This is a genomic window from Acetobacter sp. AN02 (assembly GCF_029759835.1).
Lineage (GTDB): Bacteria > Pseudomonadota > Alphaproteobacteria > Acetobacterales > Acetobacteraceae > Acetobacter.
On sequence record NZ_JAJJND010000051.1, the window covers coordinates 1 to 17886 of the forward strand.

Consider the following 17886-nt stretch of genomic DNA (forward strand, 5'->3'; position numbering starts at 1 on the left):
GCGCGTCTGCACGATTTCGTCGAGAACGTAGCCGTCCTGGTCGACCGCCCGCCACAGCCAGTGCGGCTGGCCCTGGATCACGATCCGGACTTCATCAAGATGCCAGATATCCCCGGGTCTGGCTGCCTTGCGACGCAGAAGGCGGGCGAATGCGGAGCCGAATTTCAGGCTCCAGCGGCGGATCGTCTCGTAAGAGACAATGATCCCGCGCTCCAGCAGCATCTCCTCGATCAGTCGAAAGCTCAACGGAAACCGGAAATACAGCCACACCGCATACGCGATCACCTCACGCGGAAAACGATGCCGTTTGTAACTCACTGACCTCTTGCTCATCAGTTCAGTTTAGCACGGCTCAAAGTTAACGTGACAGCACCCGGCCTTCGTGATCCCGCCGGGCCGACGGCATCCTCCTCTGAAAATGATCAGCCCTCCGCTCCGGCAAATTTCAGGCTGGCAACAGCCTGAAACTCAGCGGGTGCCGAAGAGTCTGTCTCCGGCATCCCCAAGTCCGGGCCGGATGTAGCCATGATCATCCAGTTCCCTGTCTATGGCGCAGGTAATGACCTCGATATCCGGATGCGCCTCAGTCAGGCAGAGCATGCCCTCAGGCGCCGCCAGGATACAGACGAAAATAATCTTTTCTGCTCCGGCAGTTTTCAGACTCTGCACCGCTGCCGCAGCACTGTATCCCGTAGCCAGCATCGGATCCACGACGATGCAGACCCTGTTTTTAATATCTTCCGGAAACTTCCTGTAATACTCAACCGGTCTCAGGGTCTCGGGATCACGGTACAGACCGATATGCCCGACGCGGGCGGAAGGTACCAGATCAAGCATCCCGTCGAGAATGCCGTTTCCTGCTCTCAGAACAGAGATAAAACACAGCTTCTTGCCTGAAAGGCGCTGACCCTCCATCGTCTCCAGAGGGGTGGAGATTTCTACGGACTCAAGCGGCAGATCCCGTGTCGCCTCGTAAGCCAGCAGCAGGCTGATCTCCCGGGCCAGCCGCCGGAAGTCTGCCGTCGGAGTCGCAACATCCCGCAATCTGGTCAGCTTGTGCCGGATCAGAGGATGTGTCGCCACCCGGACCATATCAGGCACCTGCATCAGCTTTTTTCACCCGGGTGAAAATCAAGAACAAGGCCGTTCATACAATACCGCAGACCCGTCGGCTCTGGCCCGTCGGGGAAAACATGACCGAGATGCCCCTGGCAGGACGCACAATGCACCTCTGTCCGCACCATGCCATGCGACTGATCCGTCTGCGTTCCGACCGCTCCGGGATGCGGATCAAAAAAAGAAGGCCAGCCGCTGCCACTCTCATATTTGGCTGATGAAGAGAAAAGCGGTGCTCCGCATCCCGCACAACGATAAAGGCCGTCCCGCTTTTCATCATTCAGATCGCTCGATCCGGGCCGCTCCGTTCCGCGTTCACGCAGAATCCGCAGCTGTTCCGGTGTCAGGGTCCCGCACAGGGACACAGGCTTATCTGCCATCTCCTCATCCTTTTCATATTCGCAACGTTCTTTCTGTCATGATCTGAACACTGCCGGACAGAAGATGACAAGCTTATCATCCGGTTTAAAGCCGCTTGAGACTGCACGCCGACGGCGGCATGATGCGCTGAGCAGACAAGAACACAATAAGAGCAGCCCGGAGTTTTCCCGCCATGATCTCTTCTGATAAAACACCGCGTCCCGTCATGCTGGTTATCCTTGACGGCTTTGGCTGGCGCGAGGATTCATCCGACAACGCCGTAAAGCTTGCGCGGACACCGGTTTTTGACGGGCTGTGGGAAAAACAGCCGCACAGCTTTCTGGATACCAGCGGTTCCGATGTCGGCCTCCCGGACGGACAGATGGGCAATTCGGAGGTCGGGCATCTCAATATCGGTGCCGGACGGGTGGTGATGCAGGAACTGCAGAGGATCGGCACCGCCATCCGGGACGGCTCACTGGCCCGCAGTCCGGTCATCCGCGAATTTATCGATACACTGAAAAAGACCGGCGGCACCTGCCATCTGATGGGCCTGATCTCTCCCGGCGGCGTCCACTCCCATCAGGACCATGCCGTCGCCCTCGCGAAAATCGTTGCCGAAGCAGGCATTCCGGTCACGCTGCATATCTTCACGGATGGTCGTGACACGGCACCCGAATCCGGCGTGGATTTCCTCCGCGGAGTGACGCAATCCCTGCCTGAGAATGTCACGATTGCCACGGTTTCCGGGCGTTACTACGCGATGGATCGCGACAACCGCTGGGAGCGCGTCTCAAAGGTCTATGATCTCCTGACGGCTGCAAAGGGACCGAAAGCCTCCTCCGCGGAAGCCGTGCTCAAGGAAACCTACGCGAAGGGTAAATCCGACGAATTCGTCGAGCCGACCCTGCTCGACAGCAGCTATACCGGAATGAAGGACGGCGACGGTATCCTGTCTTTCAATTTCCGCGCCGACCGCATACGCCAGCTTCTCAATGCCCTGCTCGATCCGTCCTTTGACGGTTTCAGCCGGGACAGGGTCGTGAAATTCGCGGCAACTGTTGCCATGACCCGCTACAGCGACAGCCTGGCGAAATTCATCTCCGTTCTGTTCCCTCCGCAGGATCTGACGCAGCTCCTGGGAGAGGTGGTCTCGGAAGCCGGGAAAGCCCAGCTGCGTATGGCTGAAACGGAAAAATATCCGCACGTGACCTATTTCCTCAACGGCGGGCGCGAGGTGCAGCTTGAAGGGGAGGATCGTATTCTCGTCCCGTCCCCCAAGGTTGCGACCTATGATCTCCAGCCTGAGATGTCGGCTCCGGAACTGACGGATAAGGCCGTCGCAGCGATCAGCAGCGGCAAATACGACATGATCATACTGAATTACGCCAATCCGGACATGGTCGGCCATACGGGCGTGCTGGAAGCCGCCGTCAGGGCGGTCGAGACGGTCGATACCGGTCTCGGACGCCTGGTGGAGGCCGTGCACGCGCAGGGCGGCGCGATGCTGATCACGGCCGATCACGGCAATTGCGAGACCATGAAAGATCCCGAAACCGGCGGACCGCACACAGCCCATACACTCAACCGGGTGCCGTTCATCCTCACCAATGTCGAGGGCGCGAAGGTGCATGAAGGGCGTCTTGCGGATCTCGCGCCGACCATTCTGGATCTGATGGGCATTCCGCAGCCGGAGAAGATGACCGGACGCTCCCTTATCGCCTCAAGGGGCTGAACTGTGCGCAGCGTGGCCGGCTACGGAAAATTTCTGCTGTCTGCCGCGCTTCTCTCCGGCGTTTCCACGATGTCCGAAGAGGCATCGGGAAAAACCGCAACACATTCCGGCAGGGAACACGCCCCCCGGCATATCGCTGCCCCCTCGAAAGCCGGGCAGGCTCTCGAGCAGGCTCGTCTGAAGGAAAAAACCCTGAAGACGCAGCAGGAACAGGCCGCGCGATCCCTTGCCGGTGCGAGAGCGGCAGAAGCCGCCGCGCGCAGACAGGCCGAGGCCGATGCAGCCAGGGCGCGGCAGCTTTCAGCAGCCACAGTTTCGGCCGCAGCCTCCCTGCAGGACACGGAAACCAGACTCGCCGCTCTGGAAGAAGAGACAGACCGGATCAGGATGCGTCAGGAGGAAGTGCGGGAGGATATCAGCCTGGATGCGGCGGCCCTCGCTCCCGTGCTGCCTGTCGCCCGCCGCCTCGCACTTTATCCGGCGGATTCTCTGATCGCGGCCCCCTCCTCAACGCAGGACGCGGTGACCGCGCTGCTGGTCATCCGCGGACTGTCCGCCACGCTTGAACAGGATGCGGAAGGCCTGCAGAAAAAGAGAGAGGAACTGATCGGGCTTGATAACGAACTGGCTGAGCGCACCGGACGCACGAAAGCACTGCAGCAGACGCAGGCCACACAGAAGGCCACTCTGCTCGGTCAGATGAATGCCGCACGCTCGGCACAGCAGCAGGCGGACAGCACGGCAAAACTGCGCGGCGCCGCCTCCCGTGATGCGGCAGCAAAGGCCGAGGCCCTGAAACGGGAGGTGGCCCTGGTCATGGCCGAAGAGGCGTCCGCCCTGCTCGCCCTGCAGCGCGAGGCTGAAGAGGCCGAGCGCCGCCGCAAGGCCGCGGAAGCCGAGGTCCGCAGGGAAGCGCGGAAGCGGGAGGCAGAGGCGCGTGCCCGGCGCAGCAGCCATGTGGCAGCGCGGGAAGCTCCGGCTGCCCCGGCCGCTTCCCCGCCCTCCGGACGCGGCGGAGGATCGCTCGTGGCCGGAACACTGGTCACGGCCTGGGGCGCCCGCACGGAAACCGGCCCGGCCAGCGGGATGACATTCTCCACCCTGCCCGGCGCGCTGGTCCGCTCCCCCTGCTCGGGCCAGGTTGATTTCGCAGGCCCGTTCCGGAGCTTCGGCCATATGCTGATTCTCAACTGCGGCGGCGGATATCGCTTCGTGCTGGCCGGTCTGGGAGGGCTGAATGTGGCGGACGGACAGTCCCTCCCGCGCGGGGCAGGGATCGGAACCATGCCGTCGGGCGGGCATCCCTCCCTTCTCGTGCAGCTCCGCAACGGCAGCAGGGCCGTGAATCCTGCATCCAGGCTCTGACGGCTTTGCCGGGACGGGTGTCCGTGGCATGGTGTTTGCCGTCGTGCCATGACACGCTACTAGAAGAACCCCTTAGCCGGATGGTAACCGTTCTGCCTGATAGTCAGGACGGGCACGATTCGGACTGAAGGAAAGGAACGGAATGTCCGGACTTACCGGCATGCCAGGAGACGCTATCGCATGAAGTTTCGTACAGCCCTGATGCTGGGCGCCGTGTTTCTCGCCGGTGCCGCGACGGGTCCTGAAATCCTGCGCCTTGCCCGCAACGCCCCGACGGCCCTGACCTCATCCGCACATGCGCAGACGCCGGCCACGCCCGATACTGCAGCAGACACGGCGGGGACGGCAGCAGCCGACAAGAGCCATGCGGAAACCTATCGCCTCCTGACTCTGTTCGGTACGGTCTTTGATCGCGTGAGAGCGGATTATGTGGAGCCGGTCTCTGACCGGGATCTGATCAGCAACGCGCTGAACGGAATGCTGAGCGGACTTGATCCGCACAGCTCCTACATGACCGAAAAACAATATGCCGAGATGCAGGTGCAGACCACCGGCAAGTTCGGCGGCCTCGGGCTTGAGGTCCAGGGAGAGGACGGACATGTCCGGGTCGTCTCCCCTGTAGACGGCACCCCGGCCTGGCGGGCGGGCATCAAGCCTGATGACTATATCGTCGCGATCGACGGGCACAACATCGATGGCAGCCCGCTGAACGACTCCGTCGAGAAGATGCGCGGCAAGCCCGGAACGAAAATCACGCTGACGATTGTCCGCGCCAAGACACCCAAGCCCATCACCATGACGCTGACGCGCGAGATCATCCATATCGAGGTGGTCCGCTCCGCGCTCTATGGCAAGACCGGATATATCCGCCTGACGCAGTTTGATGAGGAAACCTCCTCCCAGATGAACAAGGCTTACGAGAGCCTGTCCAGGCAGGCAGGCGGAAAGCTTGAGGGACTGGTTCTGGATCTGCGTAACGATCCGGGCGGGCTGCTCAATCAGGCCATCGCCGTCTCCTCCGCCTTCATCCGGCAGGGAGAGATCGTCTCCACGCGCGCGCGCCATCCGAAAGACAGTCAGCGCTGGGATGCGAACGGCAGCGACATCACCGGCGGCATGCCGATCGTCGTGCTGATCAACGGCGGCACCGCCTCCGCAGCCGAGATCGTCTCCGGCGCACTGCAGGATCATCACAGAGCCGTCGTTCTCGGCACGAAATCCTTCGGAAAAGGCTCGGTCCAGACCGTTACACCGATCCCCGGAAACGGAGCCGTGCGCCTGACGACCGCGCGTTATTACACACCGTCCGGCCGCTCCATCCAGGCGCTGGGCATCGTGCCGGATGTGGTGGTGAAAGAGACGCGGGAAAGCCCCGCCTTCAGCATTCGTGAGGCAGACCTCGCGCATATCATCCGCAATGAGGGCGGCAACAAGACCGAAGCGGCTCCCCGGACGGATCTGCCGCCTCTGGCAAAAAACATTCCGGATCAGCCGCCCGCAAACTGGCCGGAGTTTGACCGTACAAAACCGGATACCGATTTCCAGCTGCAGGAAGGACTGCGTCTGGTCCGGAGCATGGCCGGTGCGCCTGCGCCTGATCCCGTCGCCTCCCTGCCACCCGTGACGACCCCGCAGCCTTCGCAGACAAAGAATGAGACGTCCCATCACTGATCCGGCTTTCCCTGCTGAAGACCTTTCCCCGTGGCGGCGCCTCCCGTCATCGGGAAGGCTTTTCGTTCGCTTCTGGGGGACGACCTCCGTTCTGGCGCTGCTTCTGGCCCTGAGCCTGAGGGGGGTCGGTCCGCATCCCCATCAGAGAACACGGCAGGACGGTCCGGATATGAAAGGGGACTCATCCACCCCGTCGCTCCCCGGCATCACGCAGGGTCCGAACGGCGCTACTGCCCCGGCAGGCCCGAATTTTCCGGAAGCCTCTTCTCCGGAAATCGCTCCTCCTGAGGCTGCGCTTCTGGAAGTCTATCTGGAAGATCCGTCACGTCACCTCCCTGTCCGCGGCGCAAACGGGTCCATGCCGCGCGTGGTCTACGCCGCGCCGGTACCGCAGATTCCGGGCAACATACCCCGTGTGGCTCTGCTGGTCGATGATATCGGCATGTCGGCTTCCGTCAGCCAGGAAGCCCTGAACGTCCTGCCTGCGTCCATATCGGTCGCATTTTCCTCCTATGCACCCGATCCGACGGATCTGCTCGCTCTTTCCCGCCGGAAAGGACACGAGATTTTCCTCTCCCTGCCCATGCAGCCAAGGAATGCTCCGGCCGACAGCGAGGGCCCCAGAGCACTGGGCTACGATCATACGGTCAGCGAGGACAGCAACAATCTCCTGTGGTCCCTCTCCAGATTTGAGGGCTATGTCGGTGTCACCAACGCATTCGCCGGCCAGACGGGTGCGGCATTTGCTCTCTCCCCCGATTTCCGGATGGTTGCGTCAGAGCTGGACAGACGCGGTCTGCTCTATCTGAATGCACATCCGGGCGGACTGCGTTACGGACCAGTCCCGGGTGGTGATGCCTCTGTCATGATCAGCACGGATACCGATGCTGAGACGGTCCGCCAGCAGCTTGCACAGCTCGTGACTGTCGCGCGGAACAAAGGATCCGCCATCGGCGTGACCGGGCCGCTCCGGCCGGTTGCGGTCCGGGAAATCGCCTCCTGGGCAGCCGGGCTGAAGGATCAGGGTGTGGCGCTCGTCCCCGTCAGTTCCCTGAGCAACCTGCCCGCTCCGCAGCTCCAGGCCATGCCCGCAGGCGGAATACCTGCCTCCATTCCTCAGCCGCAGCCCTGACAGATCCCGTGACAGAGCTCCCCTATCGTCCGAATGTCGGCGCCGTCATCTTCAACCCCCGTGGCCTGGTGTTTGTCGCACGCAGAACGGACATGCCGGGAGCCGGTGGCGGCCCGGAAGAGGGCGTCTGGCAATGCCCTCAGGGCGGGATCGATGAGGATGAAAACCCTGAAGCAGCCGTTTTACGGGAAGTGCAGGAAGAAACCGGTATGGACCGGCTCACCCTCCTCGGAAGCTGCCCGGACTGGCTGACCTATGATCTTCCGCCGGAGCTGATCGGCAAGGCCTTCAAAGGGCGCTACAGGGGCCAGACACAGAAATGGTTCGCCCTGCGTTTTGAGGGAGAGGAGGCCGATATCCGCCTCGATCTCCAGCACCCGGCTGAATTCGATGCCTGGCGCTGGGTGCCTCTGGCCTCCCTGCCGCTGTGCAATGTCGGTTTCAAGAAACCGGTCTATGAACGCCTTGTCCTGGAATTCAGCCGGTTTTCCGGCTGATCCCTGTTTCAGAGGCGGATAAACGCCACGTCTGACGGCGTGCCCACCGGCACGAAATCCCAGGTAAATTCAGGAATACCCCGGGACGGATTGACCCTGAAGATCGACAGGGAGTCACTCTTCTGGTTGGTCACGAACAGGAACTGTCCGGTCGGATCAAACGCCAGAGCCCGACCGTAATCAGCCCGTTCCCACACGATATCGTGCAGCTTCAGACCGCCGTTGTCCAGCACATCGAAAATCGCGATCGAATTTCCGAGCCTGTTCGTCACATACAGATATTTCCCGTTCGGATGCAGACGAATTCCCGCAGCCAGCGTGCTGCCACGGAAAAGATCCGTCACCGTGGATGTGGAGCCTCCCGGCGTTATCCGGCCTGTAGTGCGATCAAATGCCGCCACGACCACACGGGAATTCTGCTCCCCGAGGATATAGACGACATCACCCCGGGTGTTGAATTCAAGGTGGCGCGGGGCGGAACCTGGCACCATGCTGATATACGGCACCTCGGCCGGAACCAGCTTTCCCTCGGCCTCATCCATCGCCCAGATATAGACCCGGTCCAGACCGGCATCACAGACCAGAACGAACTTTCCGGACGGATCGGAGCGGATCATGTGTGCGTGCGGGCCGGAATGATCGCTGACGGCGTAATTTCCCGGCGGATTATCCGCAGCGCGCTCCGGCATTTTCGGCCCGGAATTTTTATAGAAAAACGTATGTTCTCCCAGACTTCCATCCGGACGGACCGGAAACAGTGCGATGCTTCCGCCGGTATAATTGGCCACCATCACGTATTTTCCGGACGGATGAATGCTCAGATGCGCAGGATCCGCCCCCCCGCTGGACACCCTGTTCAGCTTCTTCAGAGCGCCTGTCGCCTGATCGATGGAAAAAGCCGTGACGGCCCCGCTGTGAGAGGAGTCGAAATCGCTGATCTCATTGACGCAGTACAGAAACCGCTGATCGGCAGAGATCGCAAGAAAGGACGGATTATCAGTGTCCGGAAAAACCGAGATGAAACTCAGGGAGCCCGTAGCGGGATCCATCTCGAACAGCGAGATCCCCTTCGCATTGTCCTCCGGAGACCCCTTGCGGGAATACCCGCCGACATAACACAGGATCCGCCCCTGCGCGGTCGTGGCTGCACGGGCCGACCAGCCGCCGGGTATAAGAGCGGCAAGACCCGACGCAAGCAGACCAAGGACCGTACGACGCATGGCCCGCGGCTGCTTCAGTGGCCTGCCCCCGGGATGTGCGGCATCTTGCATTTTGTACCTATCGTCCCTGTGTAACGCGTCCATGTCTGTATTTCTCCGAACAGTGGTATTCCCAGATACCCGCGCAGCTTGAGCACACCCTCCCGCGGAGACTATATCTGGGCGTGATAGACCTTCCCGCTGTCCGGATCGAGAATTGAGCCTTCCCAGCGTTTCTGGTCTGATGATTTTTTCCTGAAACCGGTCAGAAGGGGCAGATTGCACTCCGACCGTCCCCATACGTCCTTTGCCGGTTCCGCTTCCTCATAATCCATGCCGACCAGAGTGCCGCACAGCACGCCCGCCTCACACTCCCACACCCTGAATACGCCGCCCTTCTTCTCACTCAGCCAGAGGCCGAATTCAGGGCGCGCCGCAGTCTGATCAGCGGAGGGAGGTGCGGCAAAAACCTGTTCGGCCGGCCAGAAGGCGGCAAAAGCCACCAGTGCAGCCCGGCGGAAAGACCGGGAGAAAGAGGTCGTGCCCCCTGTGAGCATGCCCTGGACCATAATGTCTTCTCCCGGCTGCTGCCGCTTCCGGCATCCGTCAGCTGTCCGACCTGGAAACCCAGGGCAGCAGGGCGGTTTCAACGCCCTCCTCGTCAAGCATTTCACGCTCAGCGCCGGTCATGGTTCCGTAGATACCACGCTCATCCGCCTCGCCACGATGGATTTTCAGAGCCTCGTCAGCAAATCCTTCGCCCATATTCTCACAGGTCGTCTCCACATACTGCCGCATTCTCTGCAGAACGGCGAGAACCTGATCAGGAACCTGCACGGCAGTCCGGACAGGAGCCTCACCCGCCGGAACCTCCGGCGTCCCGACCTGTTCCGGAGCCGTCTGTATCTTACGCTTCTGCCCGCCCGTATGCACCGCAGGAGCCATCAGCGCCTGCCCGACCCGCACATCTCCGCATTCCGGGCAGGAAATCAGCCCGGCGGCAACCTGCCTTGCAAAGGACTCCGAACTGGGGAACCAGCCCTCAAACCCGTGGTCCGCCGGACAGCGCAGCCTGTAGCAGATCATGACAGCACAACCCGCGTGTCAGGCTTTTTGCAGCAGCGGATCAAGCCGCCCCGACCGCTCCAGAGCGAACAGATCATCACAGCCGCCGACGGCCTGCCCGTCGATAAAGATCTGCGGCACGGTCGTCCGTCCTCCGGAACGCTCACGCGCCTCGACCCGTTCCTGCGTGCCATGCGGCGCATTGATCTCCCTGAAGGCCACGCCTTTTTTTTCCAGGAGTGCAACGGCGCGGACGCAGAAGGGGCAGCCGGGCTGGGTATAGATCTCGATATCCGGCATGGTCCGGGGGTCCTTATTCTCGCTTCAGAAACAGCAGACATGGTCTTACCATAACCGCATCATATCGCCAGGGGGCTTTGCGGCCTCAGACAGAGCCGCGTATCTGTCGTCTGATCTCGTCAGGCAGATCGATATCCTCACGCCCGGAGACCTCCGTTCTCGCCGCGGCCAGAATCAGCACGGAGGCAGCACCCGCCCCGCGCAGGGCCTCCGTACAGGCCGTCCCGGTCGCACCCGTCGTCAGCACGTCATCAATCAGCAGAATATGCTGTCCGCACACATCGTTCCTGCGCCGGGAAGAGACACGGATCGCATCCGTCATGATCCGCAGCCGCTCTCCTGGGGCAGCCAGCGCCAGTTTCTGCGTGGCATGAGGACGACACAGCGCGTCCATCAGCGCAGGACGCCCGCTCCTGCGGCTGATCACCCGGGCCAGAAGCGCCGCCTGGTTATAGCGCCGCGCCACCCTGCGCCTCCAGTGTACGGGCACCGGCACGATAAGATCCGCCCGGGCCAGCAGATCCGCTCCTGCCTGTATCATCATCCCCCCCAGACCGGCGGCAAGCTCGGTACGGTCCGCATATTTTAGGGGCAGGATCAGATTCCTGGAAGCGTCATCATAGACAAAAGCCGCACGCGCCTGATCCCAGGCCGGAGGACTGATCTCGCACCGCGCACACAGGCCGGTCTTTCCCGCGAAGGCCTCAGCCGCCAGCGGCACGCCGCACCGGTCGCAGCAGGGGGCAATGATCCGGCGCAGCTTCGCAAAACACTCCGGACAGGCCAGACCGGGACCGGAGGTTTCCGTTCCGCAGGAGGCGCAACTGCGGGGCAGCACCAGATCCAGTGCGGACCCTGCCACACGGACAGCCGCCCGGCGAAGGCCGGACCGCAAGGCGGAAAAGCTCTGCATCATGGCGTCCGGCTTCATACTCCGGTGAAAAGAGACATTCTGCTCTTGGCATATGCCCCGTCCTGCGCGCACATGCCAGAGTCATGACTGCCTCCGATGAAGATCCGCTGATTTTCGACCGCCGCGTCGTCCGCCTGCACCGGGATCGCGCAGCCCGTTCGCAGGAGCTTGTGGCCGGTATTGCTGATGATCTCGGCGCGCGGCTGCTGGACCGGCTGGACGACGTGCAGCGCAGCTTCACGACAGCGCTGGATATCGGCGGCCGCGGCGCTGTCGCATCGGCTCTGCGGGCGAGGGGAACGGAAGTGGTCTCCTGCGATCTGTCCCTGCCGATGGCCCGGCAGGCAGGCGGGCTGCCGGTCTGCGCCGATGAGGAATTCCTGCCGTTCGGCCCCGGCAGTTTCGATCTGATCGTCGCATGCGCCTCCCTGCACTGGGTGAACGATCTTCCGGGCACCCTGGCCCAGATCCGCTATGCATTAAAGCCGGATGGCCTGTTTCTGGCCTGTATTCCCGTCCTGCCGACCCTCTCCCCCCTGCGCCACGCCCTTGTCTCGGCAGAGGACACGCTGAGGGGCGGAGCCTCAGCCCGGGTGTCCCCGTTTCCAACCCTGCGGGACTGTGCCGGACTGATGCAGCGTGCGGGCTTTGCTCTGCCTGTTGCAGATCAGGAAACCCTGACCCTGCAGTACCGCACGGCGCACGGCCTGCTGAAGGATCTGCGGGCCGCCGGAGAGACATCCGCCCTGCGCCAGAGGGAGCGGAGCATCCCGTCACGCGCGCTGTTCCCGCTGACTCTCGCACGGCTTGAGGAAAACGGCCCGCCGGAAATACAGCTCCACATGGCCATGATCAGCGGCTGGGCCCCCGCGGCATCACAGCCTCAACCCCTGAAACCCGGCGCCTTCACGACCTCCCTGTCCGATATTCTGGACTCCCTGCCTGAACCGGAGGACCGCCCTTCATGAATGATGATCCGCTGATCCCCGAAGCCCTTCGTGTCCGGGAGAACGCCTGGGCGCCCTATTCAGGATTCCAGGTCGGTGCAGCCCTGCGCTGCGAGGACGGACGCATCTTCTCGGGATGCAATGTCGAGAACGCCGCCTATCCGGAAGGCACCTGTGCCGAGGCCGGGGCCATCGCCGCGATGATCGCCTCCGGAGGACGGAGGATTACGGGAATCGTCGTCTGCGGCGACAGCGCGACTCCCTGCACGCCCTGCGGCGGGTGCCGCCAGAAGCTGCGGGAGTTTTCCGGGCCGGACCTGATCATACGCATGGTATCCGCCCGGTCGGGAGAGGTCGTTCTGACACGCACCCTTGCCGGACTTCTGCCGGACAGCTTCGGGCCGGACTCTCTGGAATAGTCGCGTTTTTTGTATCGTTGTGTTTCTTCGATACGGTTTGCCCGGCAGCCCTCTTGCAAGCCGGGATGCAAAAAACGACTATCCCGTCGTGTCTGTCCTGCCCCGCCTGCCCGGTATACCCGCGCCCCCGCCTGGTCCGCTCATGGCCTCAGCCCGTCCGCTCCGTCTCGCATTGCAGCTTCTGGCCACGATCGCCTGGCTTGCTCCGTCGCTCGCCGCAGCGGATGAACCCTGGCCGTCCGGCGATATCATCATCTCACCCGAGGCCGTCGCTTCCGAAGGAATCCGGACGGCCGTGGCGAAGCCCGGCGCACTCGCCCCGCACACTCTGGCGCAGGCCACGATCGCGGCAGATGAACGCCGGATCAGCCGCATCCATCCCGCCGGATCGGGCCGGGTCAGGGAGGTTCTGGTCACGCCGGGCCAGATCGTCCGCAAGGGAGAGGTCCTGTTCCGCTACGACGATTTCAGCCTGAGCGATGAAAGACAGCGCCTGCTCTCCGCAGAAGCCGCCCTGCGCCAGGCCGGAGCCACGGAACGCGATGCCGCCCTCGCCTCCCACCGGGCCGAGGCCCTGCGCGGCGGTGCCGTATCGGCCGGAGAGGCCGAACGCCGCAGGGCGCGTCTGGAGGATGCCCGGGCTCTGGTGGCGCAGCAGGAAGCTCTGGTCCGGAACGAACGGGAAAGAGTTGCCCGCTTCACATCCTCCGTCGAGACAACCTCCGGCCTGATCTCCGCCGTGATCTCTCCCGTGGACGGAATCGTCCGCCGGATCGGCGTGGCCGCGGGCGAGAACATCACCTCGGGCGGCATCCCGGCCACCGAGGTCGATGACCTGCGCGAGGTCTGGGTGATCTCCCAGGTGCCCGACACCGACGCCACGCATCTCACCCCGGGCAACATGCAGCAGACATGGGTCACACCCGGAGAGGCACCCGTAACGTCAGCCATCACCCTGGTGGAAGGTATTGTCGATCCGGGCACGCGCCGGGTTCTGGTCCGCAGCCTGCTGCCCAACCCCGATATCAGGCTCCGGCCCGGCATGCTCGTCCGCACGCGGCTGTTCGCCTCCGGCAGGATCTCCGGCCAGATCATCCCCTCCGCCGCTCTGCAGGGCTTCAGCGGCTCGCGCTGTGTGTTCGTGAAAAAAGCCGCAGACCGGTATGAGGCGCGCCACGTCACGACAGGCCCTTCCCTGGGTGGCCAGACGGTCATCACGGACGGGCTTCAGGCCGGTGAGACCGTCGTGACGGATGGCAGCTTCGTCCTCAAGTCGCAGGCGCTGCTCAGACCTGATCCGGATTCCGGACCTGACGGCAAATGAAATTCGTCCTGAGCCTGCTCAGCGGATACAAGGCCATTCTCGGCGCTGTCGTCCTGCTGATGATCGCCGGAATTTTCGACCTCCGCGGCCTCGCCGTCGAGCCCGTTCCCGACATCTCCCCCCGCCAGGTGCTGGTCTCCGTCAGCGCCCCTGGCCTGCCGACACAGGAAATCGAGAAACTCGTCACCTTCCCGGTGGAAACCGTGCTCTCGGGCGTGGTCGGACTGGAGTCCATGCGCTCGGTCTCCCGCACCGGCGTCTCCGTGATCTATCTCCAGTTCGGAGACAGCACCGATATCTACCGCGCCCGTGAACTGGTCTCACAGCTCCTGACGGCTGCCCGGGACGCCATTCCGGTCAGGAACGCCTCCCTGTCGATGGGCCCGATGACGACCGGCATGGGTGAGATCATGCACCTGCAGATTCACGGCCCGGGCCGGTCCCTTGCGGAACTCAACCGGATCATGAGCTGGAATGTCGTCCCGAAACTGCGCCTGATCCCCGGCGTCGTGGACGTCAATGTCAACGGCGGTGCCGCACAGACCTATGAGGCCGAACTCGATCCCGCAGCGCTGCGCCGCTACAGAATCTCCGTCTCCGACGTGTTCGACGCGGTCGACCGGGGGAACGAGGCCGCGGGCGGCGCATGGATCGAGGAAAATGACGAGCAGCATATCGTCGTCGGCCGCTCCCTGATCGACAGCATCCAGGAACTGGGAGAAATCCAGGTCCGCAGCGGCCCGGACGGAGAGACGATCCATGTCCGCGATATCGCCCATGTACATGAAGGCCGCCTGCCACGCCTCGGCGCGGTCACGCGTGATGCCCGGGGGGAAGCCGTCAGCGCCGTGATCCTGCTGCGCGAGCGGGCCAACGCACGCGAGACACTCAGGAAGATCAGGGCCGCGCTGCCCGGCATCAACAGTTCCCTGCCCGAAGGGGTCCGGCTGGAAAAATACTACAGCCGGTCCACCCTGACCCACACCACCATCGCCACCGTGCGCGATAACCTGTTCATGGGCGCGCTGCTGGTGTTCGCCGTGCTGATGGCCGTGATCGGAGACTGGCGCGCCTCCGTCGTCATCATCTCCGTCATCCCGTTCTCTCTGGTCTGTGCCATGGTCGGGATGAACCATCTGGGCATCTCCGCCAACCTGCTCAGCCTGGGCGCGATCGATTTCGGGATGATCGTGGACAGCGCGCTCGTGATCGTGGAAACCGTGCTCAGCCGCAGGGTCAGACCGGGCACGAGCTTTGCGGAGTCCATTGCGGAAACCGTCACGCTTGTGGCGCGCCCCGTCACTTTCGCCATTCTGATCATCATCCTGGTCTATCTGCCGATCCTCACCCTAGAAGGGATCGAGGGGCGGATGTTCCGCCCGATGGCACAGACCGTGATCCTCGGCCTGATCGCCTCTCTGATCTTCGCCCTCGTCTGCGTCCCCGCCCTCGCCTTCCTGCTGATGAAACCGGCTGCGCACACAGCCGGACACGGGGAATCCCCGGAGGATGATCACGAGGACGAAGGCGCGCACGATACGCGCCTGATCGCCTTCCTCCGGCGCGGCTTCACTCCGGCCTCACGCTACTGCGTCGAACATTCCGGACGCATCATCGCCGTGGCCCTCCTGATCTTCGCAGGCTCCGCCGTCATGGCCACACGGCTGGGCGGCGAATTCATCCCCCAGCTTCAGGAGGGCGATCTGGTCGTCACCTCCACGCGCCTGCCCGGCATCTCGCTCGATGCCTCCGTCCGGGCCGTGAACGCCATCGAACGCACGCTGAAGCAGTTTCCCGATATCCGCACCATCGTCAGCAATACCGGCACCTCCGCCATCCCGACCGACCCCCAGGGCGGCGAACAGACAGACACCTACATTCTTCTCAAACCGAAGGAAGAGTGGAAGACCGCAGACTCCCAGGAGGGTCTGGTCCGGGCCTTCAACGCTGCACTGATGAAAGATAATCCCGGCTCGCTCTACAACTGGAGCCAGCCGATCCAGATGCGTATGGACGATCTACTGTCGGGAGTGCGCTCCCAGATCGCCGTCGGCGTCTATGGCCCGGATCTGAAAGTACTGACCAGTCTGGCTGCGAAAATCTCCCGGACCATCAGCGCCGTGCCGGGCGCTGCGGACGTAGCCCCCCAGGATGTCGGCACGATCCCCTATCTGCATATCGACGTGGATCGTACGGCCGCCGGGCGTCTGAATGTCCAGACCTCGGAAGTGCTCGACACGGTGGAGGCCATTGGCGGGCATATCGGGCCGCCGGTCTCCCTCGATTCCGCACTGATCCCGACGGAAGTCCGCTTCTTTCCCGATGCGCGCGACTCCCTGGAAGACATCCGCCAGCTTCCGGTCACGACACGGGACGATCATATCGTCGATCTTTCCCAGGTCGCCCATATCACGCTCGACAGCGGCCCCGCCGCCATCCGGCGCGACCAGGGCGAACGGCGCATGATGGTACAGGCCAATGTCCGCGGCCGGGACCTGTCCTCCTTCGTACATGATGCGGAGCAGGCCGTCTCCGCGCAGATAAAACTTCCTCCGGGCTACCGGATCGTATGGAGCGGACAGTTCCGCAATCTGCAGACCGCCGTAGCCCGGCTCGAGATTGTCGTCCCCGTCACGCTGGCACTCATCTTCCTGCTGCTGATCCTCGCGCTTGGCGATGTCTGGCTTGCCGGGCTGGTGTTCGTGAACCTGCCGTTTGCCGCCACGGGCGGCATCATCGCCATCTGGCTGCGCGCCATGCCCTTCAGTATCTCCGCCGGAATAGGATTTATCGCCCTGTTCGGTGTTGCGACACTCAACGGCGTGGTCCTGATTTCCTGGGTTCAGGAAAAACGACGCCAGGGCTTCGATGCCTTTACGGCCGCCACCTCCGCCGCACGGGAACGCTTCCGCCCCGTCATGGCCACAGCCTCCGTCGCCTGCCTCGGGTTCTTCCCCATGGCCTTCTCCATGAGCGAAGGGGCGGAGGTTGAAAAACCCCTGGCAACGGTCGTGATCGGGGGACTCGTCTCCTGTACGGCTCTGACGCTGCTGGTGCTGCCATCCCTCTATATCCGCCTGTGCCGGTTGCGGAAAAAAAAGGAAGCATAAGTCTGCACCGTGTTCTTTACTGTTCGTGAGACATTCCGCAACGGGTTATATCTGCACGAATGGAAATGGTCTGATTCGTAAGGATATTAGGCTCAGGACACATAGCCAGAACAAGACGGTTGCAGTGAGGCAGATTGCCAAGAAGAAGAGGGTCGGGCATCTGTCATAGCGTGTTGCAACCCGTCTCCAGTCTTTGAGCCTGCCGAACATAATTTCGATACGGTTGCGTCTTTTGTATTTCTGTTTGTCGTATCTGACCGGTTTTCCGCGGGATCTCCGTCCCGGAATGCAGGCCCTGATCCCTTTTTCCTCCAGGGCATCCCGGAACCAGTCAGCGTCATAGCCCCGGTCTGCCAGCATCCATTGGGCTGCTGGAAGACTGTCCAGAAGGGTAGCAGCACCGGTGTAATCACTGACCTGTCCCGCCGTGTTTAGTCCCGGGGTTTGATGGTGCGATATTTTCACGTGAGTGGCAGGAAGCATTATGGGGCAGATACGTCATGGCAGCGCCACGACCACGCACGCCGTGCGAGCAGCAATACAGCGATCGCAGGCTTCGCTCACGGCGCTGAGCAAGGAGTTCGGGATCAATCCGAAAACAGTTGCAAAGTGGCGGAAGCAGCAGAGTGTCGAAGCTCAGAAGACAGGTCCCAAAGAGAGGTGGCCCCGGTTTTTTGGACAGGGGGTTAAGCTATAGACCGGCCTGAGAGAGGACGGGTTTATGGGCAAGGTT

Annotated in this window: 17 protein-coding genes and 2 pseudogenes; 10 read left to right on the forward strand and 9 right to left on the reverse strand. The window is 62.5% G+C overall.

Features of this window, described 5'->3' with window-relative positions; all coding sequences use genetic code 11:
- From LOC54_RS07535 to msrB, 3 genes are all read right to left on the reverse strand, one after another.
- Window positions 1-333 (reverse strand): DDE-type integrase/transposase/recombinase (locus LOC54_RS07535; RefSeq protein ID WP_279313212.1); only part of this gene is annotated, 333 nt, incomplete at its 3' end.
- A 135-nt stretch (window positions 334-468) separates the two neighbouring features.
- On the reverse strand, window positions 469-1092 hold the full coding sequence (gene upp, locus LOC54_RS07540; RefSeq protein ID WP_279313227.1) for a uracil phosphoribosyltransferase: 624 nt from the start codon (window positions 1090-1092) through the stop codon (window positions 469-471).
- A 14-nt stretch (window positions 1093-1106) separates the two neighbouring features.
- A complete protein-coding gene (msrB, locus tag LOC54_RS07545) occupies window positions 1107-1496 on the reverse strand; it encodes a peptide-methionine (R)-S-oxide reductase MsrB (RefSeq protein WP_279313213.1) in 390 nt (129 codons plus the stop codon).
- Between the two features lie 173 nt (window positions 1497-1669).
- Between msrB and gpmI the strand changes: the two genes are divergently transcribed.
- The 5 genes from gpmI to LOC54_RS07570 all read left to right on the forward strand — a co-directional run bounded on the left by gpmI (window position 1670) and on the right by LOC54_RS07570 (window position 7876).
- Window positions 1670-3211, forward strand: a complete 1542-nt coding sequence (gene gpmI / locus LOC54_RS07550) for a 2,3-bisphosphoglycerate-independent phosphoglycerate mutase (RefSeq protein WP_279313214.1) — start codon at window positions 1670-1672, stop codon at window positions 3209-3211.
- A 3-nt stretch (window positions 3212-3214) separates the two neighbouring features.
- Window positions 3215-4576 (forward strand): murein hydrolase activator EnvC, encoded by a 1362-nt coding sequence (locus LOC54_RS07555; RefSeq protein WP_279313215.1) that lies wholly within the window; start codon window positions 3215-3217, stop codon window positions 4574-4576.
- A 180-nt stretch (window positions 4577-4756) separates the two neighbouring features.
- On the forward strand, window positions 4757-6247 hold the full coding sequence (locus LOC54_RS07560; protein ID WP_279313216.1) for a S41 family peptidase: 1491 nt from the start codon (window positions 4757-4759) through the stop codon (window positions 6245-6247).
- Window positions 6228-7379: a divergent polysaccharide deacetylase family protein gene (locus LOC54_RS07565; RefSeq protein WP_279313217.1), complete on the forward strand. Its 1152-nt coding sequence runs from the start codon at window positions 6228-6230 to the stop codon at window positions 7377-7379. Before LOC54_RS07560 ends, LOC54_RS07565 begins: the two co-directional genes overlap by 20 nt.
- Entirely contained in the window at window positions 7376-7876 is a 501-nt protein-coding gene (locus tag LOC54_RS07570; protein ID WP_279313228.1) for an RNA pyrophosphohydrolase, read from the forward strand. The genes LOC54_RS07565 and LOC54_RS07570 overlap by 4 nt, the downstream gene beginning before the upstream one ends.
- Before the next feature lie 8 nt (window positions 7877-7884).
- On the opposite strand, the gene LOC54_RS07575 is transcribed toward LOC54_RS07570, so the two are convergent.
- The 5 genes from LOC54_RS07575 to LOC54_RS07595 all read right to left on the reverse strand — a co-directional run bounded on the left by LOC54_RS07575 (window position 7885) and on the right by LOC54_RS07595 (window position 11371).
- Entirely contained in the window at window positions 7885-9096 is a 1212-nt protein-coding gene (locus LOC54_RS07575; protein WP_279313218.1) for a lactonase family protein, read from the reverse strand.
- A 152-nt stretch (window positions 9097-9248) separates the two neighbouring features.
- Window positions 9249-9644, reverse strand: coding sequence for a DUF2147 domain-containing protein (locus LOC54_RS07580; protein ID WP_279313219.1), 396 nt, complete (start codon window positions 9642-9644; stop codon window positions 9249-9251).
- A gap of 37 nt (window positions 9645-9681) precedes the next feature.
- Window positions 9682-10161: a DUF1178 family protein gene (locus LOC54_RS07585; protein WP_279313220.1), complete on the reverse strand. Its 480-nt coding sequence runs from the start codon at window positions 10159-10161 to the stop codon at window positions 9682-9684.
- Window positions 10162-10179: 18 nt separating this feature from the next.
- Window positions 10180-10440, reverse strand: coding sequence for a glutaredoxin 3 (grxC, locus tag LOC54_RS07590; protein ID WP_279313221.1), 261 nt, complete (start codon window positions 10438-10440; stop codon window positions 10180-10182).
- An 85-nt stretch (window positions 10441-10525) separates the two neighbouring features.
- Window positions 10526-11371, reverse strand: a complete 846-nt coding sequence (locus LOC54_RS07595; protein ID WP_279313222.1) for a ComF family protein — start codon at window positions 11369-11371, stop codon at window positions 10526-10528.
- 65 nt (window positions 11372-11436) lie between these two features.
- Between LOC54_RS07595 and LOC54_RS07600 the strand changes: the two genes are divergently transcribed.
- From LOC54_RS07600 to LOC54_RS07615, 4 genes are all read left to right on the forward strand, one after another.
- Window positions 11437-12321, forward strand: coding sequence for a methyltransferase domain-containing protein (locus tag LOC54_RS07600; RefSeq protein WP_279313223.1), 885 nt, complete (start codon window positions 11437-11439; stop codon window positions 12319-12321).
- Window positions 12318-12719, forward strand: a complete 402-nt coding sequence (locus LOC54_RS07605; protein WP_279313224.1) for a cytidine deaminase — start codon at window positions 12318-12320, stop codon at window positions 12717-12719. Before LOC54_RS07600 ends, LOC54_RS07605 begins: the two co-directional genes overlap by 4 nt.
- 142 nt (window positions 12720-12861) lie before the next feature.
- Window positions 12862-14043: an efflux RND transporter periplasmic adaptor subunit gene (locus LOC54_RS07610; protein ID WP_279313225.1), complete on the forward strand. Its 1182-nt coding sequence runs from the start codon at window positions 12862-12864 to the stop codon at window positions 14041-14043.
- The gene (locus tag LOC54_RS07615) at window positions 14040-17153 is read left to right on the forward strand and encodes a CusA/CzcA family heavy metal efflux RND transporter (protein ID WP_279313226.1); all 3114 of its coding nucleotides are present in this window, start codon (window positions 14040-14042) and stop codon (window positions 17151-17153) included. Before LOC54_RS07610 ends, LOC54_RS07615 begins: the two co-directional genes overlap by 4 nt.
- A gap of 45 nt (window positions 17154-17198) precedes the next feature.
- Here the strand turns inward: LOC54_RS07615 and LOC54_RS07620 are convergent.
- A pseudogene (locus LOC54_RS07620) lies at window positions 17199-17582 on the reverse strand (transposase); the annotation flags it as partial.
- A 55-nt stretch (window positions 17583-17637) separates the two neighbouring features.
- On the opposite strand from LOC54_RS07620, the pseudogene LOC54_RS07625 reads away from it, so the two are divergent.
- A pseudogene (locus LOC54_RS07625) lies at window positions 17638-17811 on the forward strand (IS481 family transposase); the annotation flags it as partial.
- Window positions 17812-17886: the final 75 nt, after the last annotated feature.

Coding starts and splice junctions, on each gene's coding strand:
- LOC54_RS07585 (WP_279313220.1), bottom strand. CDS start 10,161: ATGATCTGCTACAGGCTGCGCTGTCCGGCGGACCACGGGTTTGAGGGC.
- LOC54_RS07580 (WP_279313219.1), bottom strand. CDS start 9,644: ATGGTCCAGGGCATGCTCACAGGGGGCACGACCTCTTTCTCCCGGTCT.
- gpmI (WP_279313214.1), top strand. CDS start 1,670: ATGATCTCTTCTGATAAAACACCGCGTCCCGTCATGCTGGTTATCCTT.
- LOC54_RS07575 (WP_279313218.1), bottom strand. CDS start 9,096: ATGCGTCGTACGGTCCTTGGTCTGCTTGCGTCGGGTCTTGCCGCTCTT.
- LOC54_RS07605 (WP_279313224.1), top strand. CDS start 12,318: ATGAATGATGATCCGCTGATCCCCGAAGCCCTTCGTGTCCGGGAGAAC.
- LOC54_RS07595 (WP_279313222.1), bottom strand. CDS start 11,371: ATGAAGCCGGACGCCATGATGCAGAGCTTTTCCGCCTTGCGGTCCGGC.
- LOC54_RS07615 (WP_279313226.1), top strand. CDS start 14,040: ATGAAATTCGTCCTGAGCCTGCTCAGCGGATACAAGGCCATTCTCGGC.
- msrB (WP_279313213.1), bottom strand. CDS start 1,496: ATGGCAGATAAGCCTGTGTCCCTGTGCGGGACCCTGACACCGGAACAG.
- LOC54_RS07565 (WP_279313217.1), top strand. CDS start 6,228: ATGAGACGTCCCATCACTGATCCGGCTTTCCCTGCTGAAGACCTTTCC.
- LOC54_RS07610 (WP_279313225.1), top strand. CDS start 12,862: ATGGCCTCAGCCCGTCCGCTCCGTCTCGCATTGCAGCTTCTGGCCACG.
- LOC54_RS07560 (WP_279313216.1), top strand. CDS start 4,757: ATGAAGTTTCGTACAGCCCTGATGCTGGGCGCCGTGTTTCTCGCCGGT.
- upp (WP_279313227.1), bottom strand. CDS start 1,092: ATGGTCCGGGTGGCGACACATCCTCTGATCCGGCACAAGCTGACCAGA.
- grxC (WP_279313221.1), bottom strand. CDS start 10,440: ATGCCGGATATCGAGATCTATACCCAGCCCGGCTGCCCCTTCTGCGTC.
- LOC54_RS07600 (WP_279313223.1), top strand. CDS start 11,437: ATGACTGCCTCCGATGAAGATCCGCTGATTTTCGACCGCCGCGTCGTC.